The sequence below is a fragment of the Spiribacter sp. SSL99 genome, assembly GCF_009805925.1.
GTDB classification, from domain to species: Bacteria; Pseudomonadota; Gammaproteobacteria; order Nitrococcales; family Nitrococcaceae; genus Spiribacter; species Spiribacter roseus.
Window position 1 is genome coordinate 25,820 of record NZ_MAOM01000019.1, and the last position, 19,233, is coordinate 45,052.

Genomic DNA, 19,233 nt, shown 5'->3' on the forward strand with positions numbered 1-19,233 from the left:
CCGATAGGTCGGGGCGTTCAGTGCTCGGCCAGCCAGCCGGCAACGTCCCTCGCGAAATAAGTCAGGATGGCATCCGCGCCGGCCCGCTTGAAACCGAGCAGCGACTCCATCACGCAGGCCTCGCGGCTGAGCCAGCCGTTGTCGAAAGCGGCGTTCAGCATGGCGTACTCACCACTGACCTGGTAGGCGAAGGTCGGCACGTCGAAGCGCTCACGCACCCGCCGGATGATATCCAGATACGGCATGCCCGGCTTGATCATGACCATGTCGGCGCCTTCCGCCAGATCGAGCCCCACCTCGCGGAGCGCCTCGGCGCCATTGCCGGGGTCCATCTGGTAGGTCCGCTTGTCGCCGCCGCCCAGATTGCCGGCCGAGCCGACCGCGTCGCGGAATGGCCCGTAGAAGGCCGATGCGTATTTGGCGGCATAGGCAAGGATGCGCGTTTCGGGGTGGCCATCGGCCTCAAGTGCCCGGCGGATGGCGCCGACCCGTCCATCCATCATATCCGATGGGGCAACGATGTCCGCCCCGGCCGCCGCATGCGACAGCGCCTGGCGGACCAGTGCCTCCAGGGTGATGTCATTGGCGACATAGCCATTGGCATCCAGCAGCCCGTCTTGGCCGTGGACGGTGAACGGATCAAGGGCGACGTCGGTGATCACGGCAATCTCCGGCGTCCGGGCCTTGATGGCGCGGACTGCGCGCTGTGCGAGCCCCTCCGGATTCCAGGCCTCGGCGGCATCATCGCTCTTGGCGGCCGCCGGCGTGACCGGAAACAGGGCGATGGCCGGCACCCCCAGCCGCTCCAGCTCGGCGGCTTCCGCCTGCAGGCGATCCAGGGTCAGGCGCTCGACGCCGGGCATGGATGGCACCGGTTCGCTGTGATCGTGGCCCTCGATGACAAAGACCGGTTGGATCAGATCGTTGACCGACAGGCCGTTCTCGCGCACCAGTCGCCGGGTGGCGTCGTCGCGCCGCAGCCGCCGCGGACGGCTGGCGGGAAATCCCGGCCCGTGGGCTGATTCATGCGTCACCTTTGAATCCTCCGCTCGGTTGTTCGGGCAGGCGGGCCACCGCCCAGTCCAGCACCCGCCGCACCCGGGGCGCGGTGATGCGATAGGCCGTGGGCTGGTCCACCCAGCGCCATTCGTGATGTTCGGGGGTGCCAAGCTCAGGGGCAATACCCAGTGTCACTTCGCGGATGGGGGTTTCCGCCAGGTAATAGCGCGCCACCTTGCCGCGGGCGTAGGGACCGGTCTCGGTGTAGTCCTCGCCCCAGTTGAACCACATGTCGGTGATGCCGGTCTCCTCGGCCACTTCGCGCCGGGCGGCCTCGAGGGGCGTCTCGCCGGTTTCGGTCCGGCCCTTGGGGAAGTCCCAGTACTGGTAGGCGCGCAGCAGCAGAAACCGCCAGCGGCGGTGTTCCGCGCGCACCAGAACGACGCCGGCGGACAGGATGCGCGGGTTCTGTCTAGTCATGCCAGGCCGGGCTCAGAGAGCGGACGGCATCGACCATGGCCTCGACATGTTCCGGGGGGATCTGGGGGTGTACGCCGTGACCGAGGTTGAAGACATGACCGCTGCCGGGGCCGAACTCCCGCAGCACGCGTTCGACCTCGCGACGGATGACTTCGGGGCGCGCGTAGAGAATGCTCGGGTCGAGATTGCCCTGCAGGGCCACGCGATCGCCCACCCGGCGCCGCGCTTCGTCCATTGACAGCGTCCAGTCGATGCCCAGCGCGTCGGCACCGCTGTCGGCGATGGTCTCGAGCCAGATGCCGCCGCCCTTGGTGAAGAAGGTCACGGGCACGCGCCGGCCTTCGCGGCTGCGGATCAGCCCGTCGATGATCTGCTGGGCGTACTGCAGTGACAGCCGCGGATAGACATCGTGCGCCAGCGCGCCGCCCCAGGTGTCAAAGATCATCACCGCTTGGGCACCCGCCTCGATCTGCGCGTTGAGATAGGCGGTGACGGCGCGCGCGGTTTTCTCGAGCAGACGGGCCATGACCTGGGGCTCGTCGTAGGCGAGCGCCTTGATATGGCGGAAGTCCTTGCTGCTGCCGCCCTCGACCATATAGGTCGCCAGCGTCCAGGGGCTGCCGGCGAAGCCGATCAGCGGGACGCTGCCCTCCAGCGCCTGTCGGACCCGGCTCACGGCATCGGTGACGTAGCGCAGTTCGGCGTCCACATCCGGCACCGGCAGGCGGTCGACGCTGGCGGCATCACGCACCGTATGCTCAAAGCGCGGGCCCTCGCCGGGCTCAAAATAGAGCCCCAGGCCCATGGCATCGGGCACGGTGAGGATGTCCGAGAACAGGATGGCGGCATCCAGGTCAAAGCGCCGCAGCGGCTGCAGGGTCACCTCGCAGGCAAGCTCGGGATTGCGGCACAGGTTCATGAAACTGCCCGCCTGGGCGCGGATTTCGCGGTACTCGGGCAGGTAGCGCCCGGCCTGGCGCATGATCCAGACCGGGGTGCGGTCGACGGGCTCGCGGGCGAGGGCCCGCAGGAGACGGTCGTTGTGCAGTTCGCTCATGACCACGGGCCGGCCTAGACGCCCATGTAGGCGAGGATGCCCTTGGCGGCCTCGCGGCCTTCATAGACGGCGGTGACCACCAGGTCCGAGCCGCGCACCATGTCGCCGCCGGCGAACACGTTGGGATTGTCGGTCTGGAAGGGGTGCTTGCCGCCTTTTTTGACGCGGACCCGCTCGCGCTCGTCGACGCCGATGCCGTGCTCGTCGAACCATTCCGGCGGATCGGGGCGAAAGCCGAAGGCCATGATGACGCGGTCCGCGGGGATGATCTCCTCGCTGCCCGGCACGGTCTCGGGGCGCCGGCGACCGCGCTCGTCGGGGGCGCCGAGGCGGGTCTCGACCACCTTGACGCCCTCCACCTGGCCATCACCGACGATCTCGACGGGCTGACGGTTGAAGCGGAAGTCGACGCCTTCCTCGCGGGCGTTGTAGACCTCGCGCCGCGATCCGGGCATGTTCTGCTCGTCGCGTCGATAGGCGCAGGTCACGCTGCTCGCGCCCTGACGCAGGGCGGTGCGGTTGCAGTCCATGGCCGTGTCGCCGCCACCCAGCACCACCACGCGCTGATCGGCCATGTCAACGAACTCTTCCGGGCTTTTCTCGAAGCCCATGAGCCGGTTGATGTTGGAGACCAGATAGGGGAGCGCCTCGTAGACGCCGGGCATGTCCTCGCCGGGAAAACCGCCCCGCATGTAGGTGTAGGTGCCCATGCCAAGGAAGACCGCGTCGTACTCGCGCTCGAGCTCGGCGTAGGTGACGTCGGTGCCGACGTCCACGCCCAGACGGAACTCGACGCCCATGTACTCCATGATCTCGCGGCGCTTGGCGATGACTTCCTTTTCGAGCTTGAACGGCGGAATCCCGAAGGTCAGCAGCCCGCCGATCTCGGGATAGCGGTCAAAGACCACCGCCTCGACGCCATTGCGCACGAGGATGTCGGCGGCACCCAGGCCGGCCGGGCCGGCACCGATGACGGCCACCCGCCGGCCGGTGGGGACCACGCCGGTCATATCCGGCCGCCAGCCCTGCTTGAAGGCCTCGTCGGTGATGTACTTCTCGACCGAGCCGATGGTCACGGCGCCGAAGCCGTCGTTCAGCGTACAGGCACCTTCACACAGCCGGTCCTGCGGACACACCCGGCCGCAGACCTCGGGCAGGGTGTTGGTCTTGTGCGAGAGCTCGGCGGCCTCGAACAGGTTGCCCTCGGCGATCAGCTTGAGCCAGTTGGGGATGTAGTTGTGGACCGGGCATTTCCACTCGCAGTACGGATTGCCGCACTCCACGCAGCGGTCGGCCTGGGCGGCGGCATGCTCGGTGCTGAAGTCACCGTAGATTTCGGTGAACTTCTGCACCCGGGCACGCGCCGGCTCTTTCTCGGTGTCCTGACGCGGGACGTCGATAAACTGGAAGTAGTTACCCATAGCGTTCTCAGGCTGCCTGCCGCAGCGTGCTCAGTACCTCGTTGATGTCAGCAGCCCGCGGCTTGACCAGCCAGAAACAGCCGACGTAATCGCGGAAATTGTCGAGGATCTCCTGCCCCCAGGGCGAGCCCGTCTCGTCGATGTACTCGGCGATGGTATCGCGCAGGAACTCCCGATGCGCAGTCATGGGCTCGGTCTGGACGCGGCGGATGTCGATGAGCTCGTGGTTGTAGCGATCGACGAACTGGTTGTCCATGTCCAGTACGAAGGCGATCCCACCGGTCATCCCGGCGCCGAAGTTGAGCCCCGTCGGCCCGAGCACGCAGACCACGCCGTCGGTCATGTACTCGCAGCCATGATCGCCGACGCCTTCCACCACCGCATGGGCGCCGGAGTTGCGCACCGCGAACCGCTCACCGGCCAGGCCCGCGGCAAACAGCTTGCCGCCGGTGGCCCCGTAGAGGCAGGTGTTGCCGATGATGGTGGTGTCCTGACTGGCGAAGCCGCTGCCTGCCGGCGGGCGGATGACCAGTTTGCCACCGGCCATGCCCTTGCCGACGTAGTCGTTGGCATCACCGTCGAGCACCATGTTGAGCCCACCGGCATTCCACACGCCAAAGCTCTGACCGGCGCTGCCGGAGAGGTTAAGACGGATGGGCGAGCCGCTCATGCCCAGGTTGCCGTGGCGGACGGCGATCTCGCCGGACAGCCGCGCACCGATGGAGCGGTCGTCGTTGCGCACCGCGTACTCGAACACCCCGCCCGAGGCCGACTCGATGGCCGGCAGGGCGTCGGCGACCATGCGCTCGGCGAGCTCGCCGCGGTCGAACGGCACGTTGCTGGGTGTGACGCAGTGGGTGGGCTTGGCCGGATCGAGCCCGCCGTCGGAGAGGATCGGCGAGAGATCGAGCTTGGCCTGCCGGGCCGTCTCGGGGGTGCGCTGCTCGAGCAGATCCACCCGGCCGATCAGCTCCTCGAGCGAGCGGATTCCCAGCCGCGCCATCCACTCCCGCGTTTCCATGGCCACGAAGGTGAAGTAGTTGGCGACCCGCTCGGGGGTACCGATGAAGTGCTTGGTCCGCAGGACCTTCTCCTGCGTCGCCACGCCAGTCGGGCAGTTGTTGAGATGGCAGACGCGCAGGTACTTGCAGCCCATGGCGATCATCGGTGCCGTGCCAAAGCCGAAACTCTCGGCTCCCATGATGGCTGCCTTGATGACGTCGAGCCCGGTCTTGAGCCCGCCGTCGGTCTGCAGCCGGATCTTGCCACGCAGGTCGTTGGCGCGCAGCGTCTGATGGGTCTCAGTGAGGCCCAGCTCCCAGGGCGTTCCGGCGTACTTGACCGAGGTCAGCGGGCTGGCGCCGGTGCCGCCATCATGGCCGGCAATGGTGATCAGGTCGGCATACGCCTTGGCCACGCCGGCGGCGACGGTGCCGACACCGGGCGCCGCCACCAGCTTGACCGAGACCAGCGCCTGCGGATTGACCTGCTTGAGGTCGTAGATCAGCTGGGCGAGGTCCTCGATGGAGTAGATGTCGTGATGCGGCGGTGGCGAAATCAGCGCCACCCCGGGCTTCGAGTAACGCAGCCGGGCGATCATCTCGTTGACCTTATGCCCGGGCAGCTGTCCGCCCTCGCCGGGCTTGGCACCCTGGGCGACCTTGATCTGCAGTACCTCGGCGTTACGCAGGTAATGCGGCGTGACGCCGAAGCGGCCCGAGGCCACCTGCTTGATCTTGGACATCCGCTCGTTGCCGAAGCGGTGGGCATCCTCGCCCCCCTCGCCGGAGTTGGAGCGCCCGCCGAGGCGGTTCATGGCGATCGACAGGGCCTCATGGGCCTCGGGCGAGATCGCGCCCAGTGACATCCCGGCCGAGTCGAAGCGGCGGATGATGTTCTCGAGCGGCTCGACCTCGTCGAGCGGGATCGGTGTCTGGTCGGTGACCTGGAACAGGTCGCGCATGGCGGCCACCGGGCGTGTGTTCACCGTTTCGGCGTACGCCTGATAACGGGCGTAATCGCCGGTGTAGGCGGCCTCCTGCAGGGCGGCCACCACATCGGGGTTGTAGGCGTGATACTCACCGCCGTGGACGTACTTGAGCAGCCCACCCTGGGCGAGGGGCACGCTGGCCCGCCAGGCCTGTTCGTGGAGACTGCGCTGGTCCTCCTCGAGGTCCGCGAAATCCGCGCCCTGGATGCGCGAAGTGGTGCCGGTGAAGCACAGGTCCACCACGCTGTCGCCGAGGCCGACAATCTCGAAGAGCTGGGCGCCGCGATAGCTGGTGATCGTCGAGATGCCCATCTTCGAGAGGATCTTGTAGAGCCCCTTGTTCAGCCCCTTGCGATAGTTGCGCAGCAGGTCGGAGAGCTCCGCGCCCTTGATCTCGCCGGTGCGCAGCTGATCCTGCACCACCTCGAAGGCCAGATACGGGTACACCGCGGTGGCGCCGTAACCGATCAGCACCGCGCACTCGTGGCTGTTGAGGGCCGTGCCGGTCTCCACCACCAGGTTGGTGTCGCAGCGCAGACCGGTGCGCACCAGGTGATGGTGAACGGCGCCGGTGGCGAGCAGGGCATGCACCGGGATGCGATCGCGGGCCAGCTCTCGGTCGGTGAGCACCAGCAATGTGGCGCCGCCGCGGACGGCCTCGGCCGCCTCGTCGCGGATAGCATGGATGGCCGCCTCCAGCGAACCGTCCGCGGCAAAGCTGAGGTCGATGTGGTGGACGCACTCGCCTTCGCGATGGGCCTCGATCAGGCCGCTGAACTTGCCGTCGGAGAGGATCGGCGAGTCGAGCACCAGGCGCCGGGCATGATCCTCGACCTCCTCGAAGAGGTTCTTCTCCGGGCCGAACACGGTCTCCAGCGACATCACGATCTGCTCGCGCAGCGGATCGATGGCCGGGTTGGTCACCTGCGCGAACTGCTGGCGGAAGTTGTCGTAGAGCGGCCGCACCTGGCGCGAGAGCACCGGCATCGGCGTGTCATCACCCATGGAGCCGACCGCTTCCTGGCCGCCCTGGGCCAGTGCGCGGGTGACGATGTCACGCTCCTCGAAGGTCACGCCGAACTGCTTCTGATAGGTGTCGAGCGAGTGGCCGATACGTGACTCGCCGGTGTCGCCCACCGAGGGCACATCGCGGGAGTGCTCGGCCAGCCAGCGCTTGTAGGGCGCGCGGTTCTTGAGCCGCTCGTCGACGTCCTCGGGCAGGATCAGGTTGCCGGTCTCGGTGTCCGCCGCGAGCATCTCGCCGGGCTTGAGACGGCCCTTTTCGACCACCTGATCGGGATCGTAATCCCACACGCCCACTTCGGAGGCCAGCGTGATATGGCGGTCCTTGGTGATCACCCAGCGCGCCGGTCGCAGGCCGTTGCGGTCGAGGGCGCAGGCGGCATGCCGGCCGTCGGTGAGGACAATGCCGGCGGGCCCGTCCCAGGGCTCGATATGCTGGGAGTGGAATTCGTAGAACGCGCGCAGGTCGGCGTCCATGGTCTCGACATTCTGCCAGGCCGGCGGCATCAGCAGGCGCAGGGCCCGGAAGATATCCATGCCGCCGGTGATCAGCACGTCGAGCATATTGTCGAGGCTCGAGGAATCCGAGCCGGTCAGGTTGACCAGCGGCTGGATCGCCTCGATGTCGGGCAGCAGCGGGGTGCTGAACCGGTACGCCCGGGCGATGGCCCAGTTGCGGTTGCCCTGGATGGTGTTGATCTCACCGTTGTGCGCGAGATAGCGGAACGGCTGCGCCAGCCGCCACTGCGGCAGCGTGTTGGTGGAAAAGCGCTGGTGGAAGACCGCCAGCGAGGTCTCGAGGGAGGGATCCTGCAGGTCCTTGTAGAACACCGGCAGGTTCTCCGGCATGACCAGGCCCTTGTAGGAGAGCACCCGCGCCGACAGGCTCGGGATATAGAAGACCGGATCGACGCCCTCCAGCGCCTTCTCGGCACGCCGGCGCGCCATGAACAGGCGCCGCTCGAACTCGGACTCTTCCATGTCATCGGGCGTGTTGACGAACACTTGGGCGATGTCCGGCAGCGTCGCCAGGGCCTGTTCGCCGCAGGCGCTGGTGTCGACCGGGACTTCGCGCCAGCCCGCCGCCGGCACCTCGTAGTGGGCCAGTGCATGCTCGAGCACGCTGCGGGCATGGCGGCCCGCCTCGGCGTCGCGGGACAGGAACACGCAGCCGGTGGCAAAGCGCTCGGCCAGATCGATGCCCGCTGCGGCGCCCGCCTGGCGCATGAACGCCACCGGCGGCTTGATCAGCAGACCGCAGCCGTCGCCGCTCTTGCCGTCGGCGGCGACCGCGCCGCGATGCGTGAGCCGCGCCAGGGCGGAAATCGCCGTTTCCAGCAGCCAGTGGCTGGGTTGGCCGTCCATGTGGGCGATCAGGCCAAAGCCGCAGTTGTCTCGCTCGAATTCCGGCTGATAGAGCGTCGGACCGTTGAAGGGTAGTTGCTCCACGCTAACTGCCTCTCTGTTATTGGCTGGAGTTGGGCGTCGCCCGGCGTTCGGGCCGCATCGGGGCCCGGTGCGGACGACGCCTCCGGCGGCGCCAGCAGTTGACGTCCTCAATCAATGTGCGACTTCCATGTCAGCGGGCAAATGGTTGGACAATATAGCGCGGGCGGCGTTTTGCGGCAATGTCAGGTGAGCTTGGCGGGGTCGGTCAGGCGCTCGTATTCCTCCAGTGCAAAGCGGTCGGTCATGCCCGCGATATAGTCCGCAATCACCCGTGCCTGACCGCGTCGGCCGTTGCGCCCGGCCCGCTCGCGGGCGCTCTCGGCGAACTCCGGGGGCAGCAGTTGGAGGTCGGCCATGAAGCGCTCGAACAGGCTGTGGACCACATGGTCCGCCTTGGTGGTCATGCGGTGCACCCGGTAGTGCCGGTAGAGGTTGGCCATCAGGTGATCCTTGAGCGCCCGATGACGCGCCTGCATGCCGGGGCTGAAGGCGATGAGTGGCTGCCCGCTCGCGCGCACATCGTCGGGTCCGAGGGGGTTGGCCCGGGTGATCCGCTCGCGGCTGGTGGTCAGCAGGTCGTTCACCTGCCCGGCGATCAGCTCGCGGACGATGCGATAGACCCGCCGCCGGCCGCCGAGGGCGGGATGTTCGGCTTCGACATGGCGGTCGAGCGCGTCGATCCACTCCACCTCGCGCAGCGCATCGATATCCAGCAGTCCGGCCCGCAGGCCGTCATCGACGTCGTGACTGTTGTAGGCGATTTCGTCGGCGACGTTGGTGAGCTGCGCCTCGAGAGATGGCTGGGTCCCGTCGATGAAGCGCTGGCCGACATCGCCCAGCCGCTCGGCATGGGCGAGCGGGCAGCGTTTGACCAGTCCCTCGCGGGTCTCGAAGGTCAGGTTGAGCCCATCGTGCTCGGGATAGCGGGTCTCGAGCTGATCCACCACGCGCAGCGACTGGAGGTTGTGCTCGAACCCGCCGTACTCGGCCATGCAGTCGTTGAGCGCGGTCTGCCCGGCATGTCCGAAGGGCGTGTGGCCCAGGTCGTGGGCCAGTGCGATCGCCTCGGTCAGATCCTCGTTAAGGCCCAGTGCCCGGGCGATGGTGCGCGCGATCTGCGCCACCTCGAGGCTGTGGGTGAGGCGCGTCCGGAACAGGTCGCCCTCGTGATTGACGAATACCTGGGTCTTGTACTCAAGGCGCCGGAATGCCGCGCTGTGAATGATCCGGTCGCGGTCGCGCTGAAAGGCGTTGCGCAGGTCGGGGCGGCTGTCCGCATGACGCCGGCCGCGGCTGGTGGACGGGCGGCAGGCAAACGCCGCCAGGCCGAGGGGGTCACTGGCCGGCTCAGTCATGGCCTTCCGCCTCCAGTGTTGCGGTGAGGGCATCGGGGTCATAATCGGCGGTGACCGTGGCGTCCCCCAGGGCCCGCAAGAGCACCAGGCGCAACGCGCCGTCGCGGTTTTTCTTGTCGCGGGCCATGAATTCGCGGAAGCGCCCGGCGCCCATGTCGGCGGGCGCATGCACCGGCAGCCCGGCGCGCTCGATAAGGGCGATGGCCCGGTCGCGGTCGCGGGCATTGATCCAGCCGAGCCGCGCGGACAGGCGCGCCGCCATACACATGCCGGCGGCAATCGCCTCGCCATGCAGCCAATCGCCATAGCCGCGGGCCGCTTCGATGGCATGGCCGAAGGTATGCCCCAGATTGAGCAGGGCACGCTGGCCGGCCTCGCGCTCGTCGGCGGCGACGATGGCGGCCTTGTTACGGCAGCAGCGCTCGACGATATGGGCCAGCGTGGCGGGATCGCGCGCCATCGCCGCGTCGAGGTGGGCTTCGAGCCAGGCAAGGAAATCGGCGTCGCCCAGCAGGGCGTACTTGATGACCTCGGCCATGCCGGCGCGCAGCTCCCGTTGCGGCAGGCTGTCCAGCACGGCCAGATCGGCGATGACCGCGCGGGGCTGGTGGAAGGCGCCGATCATGTTCTTGCCGCGGGGATGGTTGACGCCGGTCTTGCCCCCCACGGATGAGTCGACCATGGCCAGTAGCGTGGTGGGCACCTGAACAAAGCCCACCCCGCGCTGGTAGGTGGCGGCGACGAACCCCGCCAGATCGCCGATGACGCCGCCGCCCAGGGCCACCACCTGGCAGTCGCGGCTGAAGCCGTTGACCAGCAGGGTGTCGAACACCGGCAGCATCGATTCGAGCTGTTTTTCCTGTTCGCCGTCCGGCAGGCAGGCGCTGGCCAGGCGACGGTCCGCGAATGCCGCACGCAGTCGGTCGAGGTACAACGGCGCGACGGTCTCGTTGCTGACCACCATGACTTCGCGGGCGTCGATGGAATCGCGCAGGCAGCGGGGATCATCGAGCAGGCCGCGGCCGATCAGGATGGGGTAGCTGCGCTCGCCCAGGGCGACGTCGACGCGGCGGGGTTCATCCGTCATGCGAGGGCTCCGTCTGCTGCAGTCGCCGGGCCAGTTGCTCGGCGATCCGCTCCGGTGATCCATCCCGGGTATCGATGCTGATATCCGCGATGGCTTCGTAGATCGGCGCTCGTGCCTCGAGGATCGCCGCCAGCCGTCCGGCCGGGTCGTCGCCGCGTAGCAGCGGGCGATCGCTATGCCGGGTGCGTGCGATCTGCGTGGCCACATCGGCGCGCAGATAGACCACCTGGCCGCGCTCGCGCAGACAGCGCTGATTGGCCGGGTCGAGCACGGCGCCGCCGCCGGTGGCGAGCAGGGTACGCGGCTGCCGGGTCAGTGTCTCAAGCAGCTCCGACTCGCGGCGTCGGAAGCCGGCCTCGCCCTCGATGTCGAAAATGCGTGGGATGTCGACGCCGGTCCGCGCCTCGATGGCGGCGTCCAGGTCGACGAACGACAGCGCCAGCCGCGCCGCCAGGCGGCGGCCGATGGTGCTCTTGCCCGCGCCCATGGGGCCGACGAGGAATACCCGGTCAATCCTGCTCATGGTTCTGATTCTATCGCGTTTGTGGGTGTGCCCGGAGCCTCGAGGATGCGGGGTGTGACAAAGATCAGCAATTCGCTGCGGTCGTTGACGGCGGTGCGGCGCTGAAAGAGCTGTCCCACCAGTGGCAGATCCGACAGTCCGGGGACGCGGCGCACGCCATCGCGGCGCGTCTGTTCGAACACGCCGCCGAGGACCACGGTCTCGCCGTCGGCCACCAGCACGTGGGTGCGCACCGCCTGGGTGTTGATGGCCGGGCCCTCCGGGGTCTCCTCGCCGCGGCTGTCCTGGTTGATCGCCAGGGTCAGCTGCACCTGGTCATCCGGGGTGATCTGGGGTGTCGCCACCAGCCCCAGAACCGCTTCCCGGAAGGCGATGCTGGTGGCGCCGCTGGAGGTGGCTTGCTCGAAGGGGATCTGCACGCCCTGCTTGATTTCGGCCTGCTGGTTGCTGGCAGTGACCACGCGTGGGCTTGAGATGATCTCGCCCTTGTTCTCACTCTCCATGGCCGAGAGCTCGAGCTCGAGCAGGTAGCTGCCGATCTTGCCGATGGCCACCCCGGCGCCGCCGGCGACATTGCTGGCGGGCAGATCCACCATCAGGCCGTCGGCATCCAGCGTGCCGCCGCTGGTGATGCGGGTGTCGCCGGTCTGATTGCGACGCGCGGCATTGAAGCGCACGCCGATCTCGTTACTGAAATCGTCACTCGCGATCACGATCCGCGCCTCGATCAGCACCTGCCTCACCGGCACATCAAGACGCTCGACCAGCGTCCGGGCCTGCTGGATGGCGCGATCCGACCCGCGGATGATGAGGGTGTTGGTGCGCCCATCAACGCTGACCCGCGCATCGTCGAGCAGACTGGCGAGCTCGCCGGCATTGGCATAACGGATCGGCATGAACACCGTCCGTGCCGGCGTGGTGGCCGGCGCGTCGGTGGCGGGCCCCGGCTCGGCGGTGATGGCTTCGACGTGCTCGCGCACCTCCGGCAGGGTCACCGAGTCGACGTCCAGCTGAACCGGCTGGGCGACCGCGGGCAGGGCCACGCCATGCAGCGTGATCAGGGCGATGAGCGCCGCGGGTAGCGGCCGGATGAGGGGAAGGGGCATCCGCTATTCTCCTGCCGATGGCGGTCCCGGCTGTCGGGGAATGATCCGCATGGGGGCGTCGGGGTTGCTGGGGCCGGGCGCTACGCTGATCGCACCGGATTGAATGCGCGCCAGCTGCCCCAGCCCGGCGATCGGGTCGCCGCGCTGGTGTCGCTGCAGCGGACCGTCGGCCCGGCGGATCAGTGCCCACTGCCGATCGCCGCGGATGATCCGGCCGATGTAGCGGATATCGGTGTCGGCGATGGGCATGGAGGGGCGGGCGCTGGCGAAGGGATTGGCCGGCGGCCTCCCCGGGGGCACGGCATCCGGTCGCGGGGTTTCGGCGATCCAGCCCGCGCTGGTCTCCGCGGGCTGGGACGCCCCCGGCACCGACGGCTGCCAGTAGACGTCCAGGTTCAGCGTCAGGACGATTCCGCCCGGTTGCGCATCGGCATCGCCATCGTTGAATTCGAGGCCGGTCAGAGCGATCCCGCGGGTGGTCTGCTCGACGCCGGCCAGAAACCGCATCAGGGGCGTCCACCCGCCGTTGAGGCGCACCACCAGGCGGCGTTGATGGTAGGCGGGCGTCGCTCGGGTGGTGCCGGGCTCGATGTCGACCAGACGTGCGCCGTTGTCGGCAGCCAGTCCCGCCAGATGACTCACCAGCCGGGACTCATCCGCTGCTGCCGGCAGGCGCATGGGGTGATGGCGGAGGGCGCTGCGCCGCCGCTCGATCGCCGCTGTGACCGCCTTGCGGTCGGCGAGGCGGCGTTGCTCGGCATCCAGACGCTGGGCAAGGGGGGCGCGGCTTTCGGCCAGCCGGTCGCGCTCGGCCAGCGCCGGTCGCAGGGCAATCAGCCAGCCGGCGATCAGCCCCAGTAACAGCCCCACGCCCGCGGTCTTGAGTGCTTTAACCGTCATCGTCCACCGTCGGCGTTGACGGGCGCGTCAGGGTCAGCCGGAACCCGCGGCGTTCCCCGCCCTCGGTGGCCAGGTGAGTCAGCCGCTGCAGGTGAAACCCGGCGAACGCCGGCGCGGCACGCAGCGAGTCGATGAGCCGCGGCAGGGCATCGGGCTGTCGGCTGTGGCCCTCGATGACGCGTTCTTCGGCGTGGATCCGCAACCGGGTCAGGGCGATCGTCGGCGGGCGCGCGGCCAGCGTCTGGGTCAGTGCATCCGGCGCGCGGCGGCGTTGCTCGCCCAGTGTCTCAGTCACTGCATGGCGGGCATCGAGGCGCTCGCGGGTGCGCTCGAGGCGACCTTGGGCTTCGATCGCCGGGGCAAGCTCGGCGAGCTGCGCCTCGAGCTCGGCCTGATGCGCCCGGTCCGCGGCATTCTGCTGATCGACGCGGGTGGCGATGATGGCGAGGGCCATCAGCCCCGCCAGGCCCCCGCCAAGGCCGATCAGCGCCAGCCGCCAACGCCGCCGGCGGGCTTGTCGGGCGCGCCAGGGCAGCAGGTTAACGCCAATGGGCATAACGGTCTCCGGCATGAAGGGCCAGCCCGATGGCCGTGACAAGCCGTGACTGGTCGGCGGCGAATGCATCGGCATCGCCGGCGTCGGCCAGTTCCAGGCCGCGCAGCGGGTCCGGCAGGTAGCAGTCGCTGCCCAGCCGGCTGGCAATGGCCGCCGCCAGCGTCTGGCTGGCGCCGCCGCCGATGAGGGCCATGGCATCGGGGACGCGGGTTGAGGCACTGCCGTGGTGCATGGCGAGGGCCTGCTCAATGCGGCGCAGGCAGTCGCTGTCGCCCGGCGTATCGCTCAGCTCGTGGGTCTGGCAGTAGTGCAGACGCTGACGATCGAAGATGCCCAGTCGCAGGCGCGCCCCTATATCAAGCAGCGCGACCGGGGCGCTGGTGGGGCCGAGCGGCAGGCGATCGTCCCGCAACGCGGCGCGAACGCTGGCATGGGCGTCGAGGTCGATCAGCTGGCAGCGCAGTCCGGCTGCCTTGAGTTGACGCCGCCGCTCGGCAATGGCCTTGTCCCGGGCGGCCACCACAAGAACGGCCTGCTGATCCCCGTCGGGCTCGGCGGCGAGTCGTCGAAAGTCAAACGCCAGCGCCTGGGGGGACTGTTTGAGGGTCGCCTCGATATCGAGCTGGACCCGGGTCTCGAGGGCCGCCTCGTCGAGACCCGCCGGGACCTTGATCACTCGGGTGATGGCCTGTTCGTCGGCCAGCGCAGTGGCGGCCAGTCGCGCGTCGGGGGCGGCGCGCCGGGCGGCCGTGGCGATGGTCGCGGCCACCGAGGCGGGTGACGGGTCGTCGGCCGGATAGGGCTCGATGGCATGGCCGGCGAGGATCATCCGCCCGCCGGCCCGGCGCAGCGCAACGGCCTTGACCGCCGTGGTGCCGCAGTCGATGCCGATGACGGCGGGGCCTCCGCGGCTCCGGCGTCGCACTGGCATCATGATGTGGTGGGCCCCGGCGCCCCGTCGCCGCCGCCGGCGGTGATATACTCGGCCCTCGACGGGTCAGTGCATGCAAGAAGGTTCATGTCGGTCATCATTCGGCGCTCACTGCAAATGCTGGCGGGGCTGGCCTCGCTAGGGCTCTTGGCGGCCGGCGGCATGATTGCCGCCTACATCGTGCTGGCGCCCGGGCTGCCCAGCGTTGAGTCGGTGCGCAATGTCGAGTTGCAGGTGCCGCTGCGCGTCTACACCGCCGAGGGCGAGCTCATCGACGAGTTCGGCGAAGTGCGGCGGACGCCCGTCGGCCTTGGAGCCATCCCGCCGAGCATGGTGGAGGCCTTCATCGCCGCCGAGGATCAGCGCTTCTATCAACATCCCGGCGTTGATTATGAAGGCATCGCCCGGGCGGTCTGGTACCTGGTTCGCACCGGCGAGAAAGGACCGGGCGGCAGCACCATCACCATGCAGCTCGCCCGCAACCTGTTCCTCAGCTCGGAACAGACCTATCTGCGCAAGCTCCGCGAGATTTTTCTGGCGCTGCGCATCGAGCAGGAGCTCGACAAACGCAAGATCCTCGAGCTGTATCTGAACAAGATCTACCTGGGTCAGCGTGCCTATGGGGTGGCGGCGGCGGCCGAGGCCTACTACGGCCGCCCACTGGCGGAATTGACGCTGCCCGAACAGGCGATGATCGCCGGGCTGCCCAAGGCGCCGTCGGCCTCCAATCCGCTCGCCGATCCGGACGAGGCCCTGAGTCGCCGGGCCTATGTGCTGGGGCGCATGCTCGCCACCGGCGTGATCGACCAGGACCGCTACGACATTGCCATGGCGGCGCCCATCACCGCGGACCGGCATCGCCGCCAGAGCCGCGTGGATGCGCCCTATGTCGCGGAGATGGCGCGCGCCCGGGTGGTCGAGCGCTTTGGTCGCACCGCCGCCTACACCGAGGGCTATTCGGTCTACACCACCGTCGCCGCCGATCGCCAGGCCGAGGCCCGTCGGGCACTGCGCTCGGGGCTGCATGCCTATGACGAGCGTCACGGCTACCGGGGCCCACTCGCGCAGCTTGAACCGGCGCTCATCGACGGGCCGCGCGAGGCCCTGCTGGATCGGCTGTCCGGGTTTCCGCGCCCGGGGGCGCTTCGCGTGGGCGTAGTGACCGGGGTCGATGATGAGGGCGCGACGCTGCTGACCGCCGCGGACGAACGGATCGCGCTGCCCGAGGCGGGCATGCAGTGGGCGCGACCGCAGTTGGTGCTCTCGGTGGGGGATGTGGTGCACGCCCGCGAGACGGATGACGGCTGGCGCCTGGCCCAGCCGCCTGAGCCCCAGAGCGGTCTTGTGGCGCTGGATCCCGATACCGGCGGCATCCGTGCGCTGGTGGGCGGCTATGACTTTTCATTCAGTAAGTTCAACCGCGTGACCCAGGCCGCCCGCCAGCCCGGTTCGGCCTTCAAGCCGCTGATCTACTCGGCGGCGCTCGCCAACGGCCTGACACCGGCGACGCTGATCAACGATGCCCCGGTGGTGTTCACGGATGCCGCGCTGGAGGACGTCTGGCGTCCCGAGAACTACAGCGGCCGCGTGTTCGGGCCGACCCGCCTGCGCGAGGCCCTGACCCGCTCCCGCAACCTGGTCTCGATCCGGGTGCTGCGCCAGATCGGCATCAGCCCCACACTGGTTCACCTCGAGCGCTTTGGCCTGCCTCGCGGGCGGTTGCCGCGCAACCTGTCGCTGGCGCTGGGGGCGGCCGAGGTCACGCCGCTTGAGCTGGCGCGGGCCTATGCGGTGTTCGCCAACGGCGGCTATGCCGTCGAGCCGCATGTCATCGAGCGCATCGTCGATAACGACGGCGAAACCGTGCATGAAGCCCCGAAGACTGAATCCGCCGAGCGGCGCCGGGCGATCAGCGCCGGCAACGCCTGGCTGATGCGCTCGATGCTGCGCAATGTGGTCGAGGAGGGCACCGCCCGGCGGGCCAGGGAACTGGGCCGCTCGGACATCGCCGGCAAGACCGGCACCACCAATGACCAGAACGATGCCTGGTTCTCGGGGTTCAACGCTGACCTGGTCGCGACGGTCTGGGTGGGCTTTGACGAGCGCCAGAGCCTGGGCCGCTATGAAACCGGCGGCCGGGCGGCCCTGCCCATCTGGATGGACTTCATGGGTGAGGCGCTGGCGGGGCGGCCGGCATCCGAGTGGTCGCGGCCTAATGGTCTGGTGACGGTGAAGATCGATCCCGAGACCGGTGAGCGGGTCAGCGGTGACGCCCCCGACGCCATTTACGAGACGTTCCGTACCGAGAATCTCCCGCCGCCACCGGCGCCCAGCGACGAGGGGTCGTCGGGCAGCGGCGGGGAAGCGGACACCCCCCTGTTCTGATCTGGGAGTACACCCCCATGGCCCGAGGAAAAGCCAACCGTGATGCCCGCATGCGCGAGCGCCTGGTTCAGGAGTCGGCCCGCATCATGGCGGTGGAAGGGATCCGGGACTTTTCAATCGCGAAGCGCAAGGCGGCGCTGCAGCTGAACGCCCCGCGGACCACCAATCTGCCGCAGAACCGCGAGATTCAGGCCGCCCTGCAGGATTATCAGCGGCTGTTCGGCGGCGAGCGCCAGCTAACGGCCCTGCAGTCGCTGCGCGAGGCGGCCCTCGAGGCGATGACGTTTTTCGCGGCGTTCCGGCCGCGGCTGACGGGCTCGGTGCTGGATGGCACCGCCGGTGATCAGAGCGCCGTGGACCTGCACTGCTTCGCCGAAACCCCTGAGGACGTCGTGTTCTTTCTCATGGATCACGACATCCCTTTCGATACCCAGGAAAAGCGGTTTCGGTTCGAGGATGACTACGAGACGATTCCCGTGCACCACTTCGTCGCCGGCGATACGCCGATCACGGTGGCGGTGTTCGCGGGGCGCGGCAATCATCAGCCGCCGAAAAGCCCGATCGACGGCCGGCCCATGCAGCGGGCGAGCCGTCGCGACGTCGAGGCGCTGATCGCCGAGGACGCCAGCGCCGTCGACTAGGGTTCAGCCGCGGCGGTGCAGCGGGATATAGTCGCGGCGGGCCGGGCCGGTGTAGAGCTGGCGCGGCCGACCGATGCGCTGCTCGGGGTCGGAGAGCATCTCCATCCACTGGGCGATCCAGCCCGGCGTGCGGCCGATGGCGAACAGCACCGTGAAGAACTCCTTGGGGATCCCCAGGGCGCGGTAGATGATGCCCGAGTAGAAGTCGACGTTGGGGTAGAGCTTGCGCTCGACGAAGTAATCATCGGCGAGGGCGATCTCCTCAAGCCGGATGGCCAGTTCGAGCTGCGGGTCGTTGCCGACGCCAAGCTCATCGAGCAGCTCGTGGCAGGTCTTGCGGATGATCGTCGCCCGCGGGTCGTAGTTTTTGTAGACCCGGTGACCAAAGCCCATCAGCCGGAACGGGTCGTTCTTGTCCTTGGCCTTTTCGATGTACTTCGGCACCTGCTCGACACTGCCGATCTCGCTCAGCATGTTGAGCACCGCCTCGTTGGCACCGCCGTGGGCGGGGCCCCAGAGGGCGGCGCAGCCGGCCGAGATGGCGGCGAACGGGTTGGTCCCGGTGCTGCCGGCCAGCCGCACCGTGGAGGTGCTGGCGTTCTGCTCGTGATCGGCATGCAGGATCAGCAGCTGATCGAGGGCACGCTCGGCCACCGGGTTGATCGCGTAGTCCTCACTGGGTCGCGCGAACAGCATGTTCAGCAGGTTGCCGGTGTAGGACAGACGGTTGAGCGGGTGGACGAACGGCTCGCCGACCATATGCTTGAACGAGGCGCCGGCGATGGTGGGCATCTTCGCGATGATGCGGTGCGCCGACAGCAGGCGGCTCTCGGGGTCGGTGATGTCCATGGCGTCGTGGTAGAACGCCGACAGCGATCCGACCACGCCGGTCAGCATGGCCATTGGGTGGGCGTCGTAGTGAAAACCGTTGAAAAAGATCCGCAGGCTTTCGTTGACCATCGTGTGCCGGGTGATGGCCTCGTCGAACTCTTCGAGCTCGCGCTTATTCGGCAGATCACCGTGGATCAGCAGCCGCGCGACCTCGAGGAACGAACCGTGCTCGGCCAGCTGCTCGATGGGATAACCGCGATACAGCAGGATGCCGCGCTCACCATCGATGAAGGTGATGTCACTCTGGCAGCTGCCGCTGGTGCCGTAGCCCGGATCGTAGGTGAAGTAGCCGAGATCGCTCTGCAGTGAGCGGATGTCGATGACGTCAGAGCCGTGGGTGCCCTGGCGTACCGGCATATCCGCCCGCCGGCCGGTCTCGTTGTCGGTGATGGTAACGGTCTTGTCGGCCATCGAGACGCCTCCTGTTCGTTCGGCGCTG

General features: G+C 68.3%; 15 protein-coding genes. 2 read left to right on the forward strand and 13 right to left on the reverse strand.

Annotation, left to right across the window (positions count from 1 at the left end; genetic code table 11):
• Positions 1-17: 17 nt before the first annotated feature.
• The 12 genes from hemB to pilM all read right to left on the reverse strand — a co-directional run bounded on the left by hemB (position 18) and on the right by pilM (position 14,871).
• Positions 18-1,034 carry a porphobilinogen synthase gene (gene hemB / locus BA899_RS07560; RefSeq protein WP_110882364.1) on the reverse strand — a complete coding sequence of 339 codons (1,017 nt, stop codon included), beginning with the start codon at positions 1,032-1,034 and terminating at the stop codon, positions 18-20.
• A complete protein-coding gene (locus tag BA899_RS07565) occupies positions 1,024-1,479 on the reverse strand; it encodes an NUDIX domain-containing protein (protein WP_148121578.1) in 456 nt (151 codons plus the stop codon). The genes hemB and BA899_RS07565 overlap by 11 nt, the downstream gene beginning before the upstream one ends.
• Positions 1,472-2,536, reverse strand: a complete 1,065-nt coding sequence (gene hemE / locus BA899_RS07570; RefSeq protein ID WP_110882366.1) for a uroporphyrinogen decarboxylase — start codon at positions 2,534-2,536, stop codon at positions 1,472-1,474. The genes BA899_RS07565 and hemE overlap by 8 nt, the downstream gene beginning before the upstream one ends.
• 14 nt (positions 2,537-2,550) lie before the next feature.
• The gene (locus BA899_RS07575; protein WP_159300237.1) at positions 2,551-3,957 is read right to left on the reverse strand and encodes an FAD-dependent oxidoreductase; all 1,407 of its coding nucleotides are present in this window, start codon (positions 3,955-3,957) and stop codon (positions 2,551-2,553) included.
• A 7-nt stretch (positions 3,958-3,964) separates the two neighbouring features.
• On the reverse strand, positions 3,965-8,419 hold the full coding sequence (gene gltB, locus BA899_RS07580; protein WP_159300238.1) for a glutamate synthase large subunit: 4,455 nt from the start codon (positions 8,417-8,419) through the stop codon (positions 3,965-3,967).
• A gap of 182 nt (positions 8,420-8,601) precedes the next feature.
• Positions 8,602-9,774 carry a deoxyguanosinetriphosphate triphosphohydrolase gene (locus BA899_RS07585; RefSeq protein WP_159300239.1) on the reverse strand — a complete coding sequence of 391 codons (1,173 nt, stop codon included), beginning with the start codon at positions 9,772-9,774 and terminating at the stop codon, positions 8,602-8,604.
• Complete coding sequence (aroB, locus tag BA899_RS07590) at positions 9,767-10,861, reverse strand: 3-dehydroquinate synthase (RefSeq protein ID WP_110882370.1); 1,095 nt, start codon at positions 10,859-10,861, stop codon at positions 9,767-9,769. Before aroB ends, BA899_RS07585 begins: the two co-directional genes overlap by 8 nt.
• A complete protein-coding gene (locus BA899_RS07595) occupies positions 10,851-11,384 on the reverse strand; it encodes a shikimate kinase (protein ID WP_144347074.1) in 534 nt (177 codons plus the stop codon). The genes aroB and BA899_RS07595 overlap by 11 nt, the downstream gene beginning before the upstream one ends.
• Positions 11,381-12,490, reverse strand: coding sequence for a type IV pilus secretin PilQ (gene pilQ, locus BA899_RS07600; protein ID WP_159300240.1), 1,110 nt, complete (start codon positions 12,488-12,490; stop codon positions 11,381-11,383). The genes BA899_RS07595 and pilQ overlap by 4 nt, the downstream gene beginning before the upstream one ends.
• A gap of 3 nt (positions 12,491-12,493) precedes the next feature.
• On the reverse strand, positions 12,494-13,390 hold the full coding sequence (pilO, locus tag BA899_RS07605) for a type 4a pilus biogenesis protein PilO (RefSeq protein WP_159300241.1): 897 nt from the start codon (positions 13,388-13,390) through the stop codon (positions 12,494-12,496).
• Entirely contained in the window at positions 13,380-13,946 is a 567-nt protein-coding gene (locus BA899_RS07610) for a hypothetical protein (RefSeq protein ID WP_159300242.1), read from the reverse strand. Before BA899_RS07610 ends, pilO begins: the two co-directional genes overlap by 11 nt.
• Positions 13,930-14,871, reverse strand: a complete 942-nt coding sequence (gene pilM / locus BA899_RS07615; protein WP_159300243.1) for a type IV pilus biogenesis protein PilM — start codon at positions 14,869-14,871, stop codon at positions 13,930-13,932. Before pilM ends, BA899_RS07610 begins: the two co-directional genes overlap by 17 nt.
• A 93-nt stretch (positions 14,872-14,964) precedes the next feature.
• Here pilM and BA899_RS07620 point away from each other — a divergent pair, with 93 nt between their 5' ends.
• Both BA899_RS07620 and BA899_RS07625 read left to right on the forward strand, forming a co-directional pair.
• Entirely contained in the window at positions 14,965-17,262 is a 2,298-nt protein-coding gene (locus BA899_RS07620; protein WP_159300244.1) for a penicillin-binding protein 1A, read from the forward strand.
• A 17-nt stretch (positions 17,263-17,279) separates the two neighbouring features.
• Complete coding sequence (locus tag BA899_RS07625) at positions 17,280-17,903, forward strand: hypothetical protein (RefSeq protein WP_144347080.1); 624 nt, start codon at positions 17,280-17,282, stop codon at positions 17,901-17,903.
• 3 nt (positions 17,904-17,906) lie between these two features.
• Here the strand turns inward: BA899_RS07625 and BA899_RS07630 are convergent, their stop codons facing one another.
• Entirely contained in the window at positions 17,907-19,205 is a 1,299-nt protein-coding gene (locus tag BA899_RS07630; RefSeq protein ID WP_144347081.1) for a citrate synthase, read from the reverse strand.
• Between the last annotated feature and the right edge of the window lie 28 nt (positions 19,206-19,233).

Bases quoted from the DNA above. Each gene is read 5' to 3' on its own strand.
- BA899_RS07625 (WP_144347080.1), top strand. From the start codon at position 17,280: ATGGCCCGAGGAAAAGCCAACCGTGATGCCCGCATGCGCGAGCGCCTG.
- BA899_RS07565 (WP_148121578.1), bottom strand. From the start codon at position 1,479: ATGACTAGACAGAACCCGCGCATCCTGTCCGCCGGCGTCGTTCTGGTG.
- BA899_RS07585 (WP_159300239.1), bottom strand. From the start codon at position 9,774: ATGACTGAGCCGGCCAGTGACCCCCTCGGCCTGGCGGCGTTTGCCTGC.
- hemE (WP_110882366.1), bottom strand. From the start codon at position 2,536: ATGAGCGAACTGCACAACGACCGTCTCCTGCGGGCCCTCGCCCGCGAG.
- BA899_RS07630 (WP_144347081.1), bottom strand. From the start codon at position 19,205: ATGGCCGACAAGACCGTTACCATCACCGACAACGAGACCGGCCGGCGG.
- BA899_RS07610 (WP_159300242.1), bottom strand. From the start codon at position 13,946: ATGCCCATTGGCGTTAACCTGCTGCCCTGGCGCGCCCGACAAGCCCGC.
- pilO (WP_159300241.1), bottom strand. From the start codon at position 13,390: ATGACGGTTAAAGCACTCAAGACCGCGGGCGTGGGGCTGTTACTGGGG.
- BA899_RS07620 (WP_159300244.1), top strand. From the start codon at position 14,965: ATGTCGGTCATCATTCGGCGCTCACTGCAAATGCTGGCGGGGCTGGCC.
- pilQ (WP_159300240.1), bottom strand. From the start codon at position 12,490: ATGCCCCTTCCCCTCATCCGGCCGCTACCCGCGGCGCTCATCGCCCTG.
- aroB (WP_110882370.1), bottom strand. From the start codon at position 10,861: ATGACGGATGAACCCCGCCGCGTCGACGTCGCCCTGGGCGAGCGCAGC.
- BA899_RS07575 (WP_159300237.1), bottom strand. From the start codon at position 3,957: ATGGGTAACTACTTCCAGTTTATCGACGTCCCGCGTCAGGACACCGAG.
- BA899_RS07595 (WP_144347074.1), bottom strand. From the start codon at position 11,384: ATGAGCAGGATTGACCGGGTATTCCTCGTCGGCCCCATGGGCGCGGGC.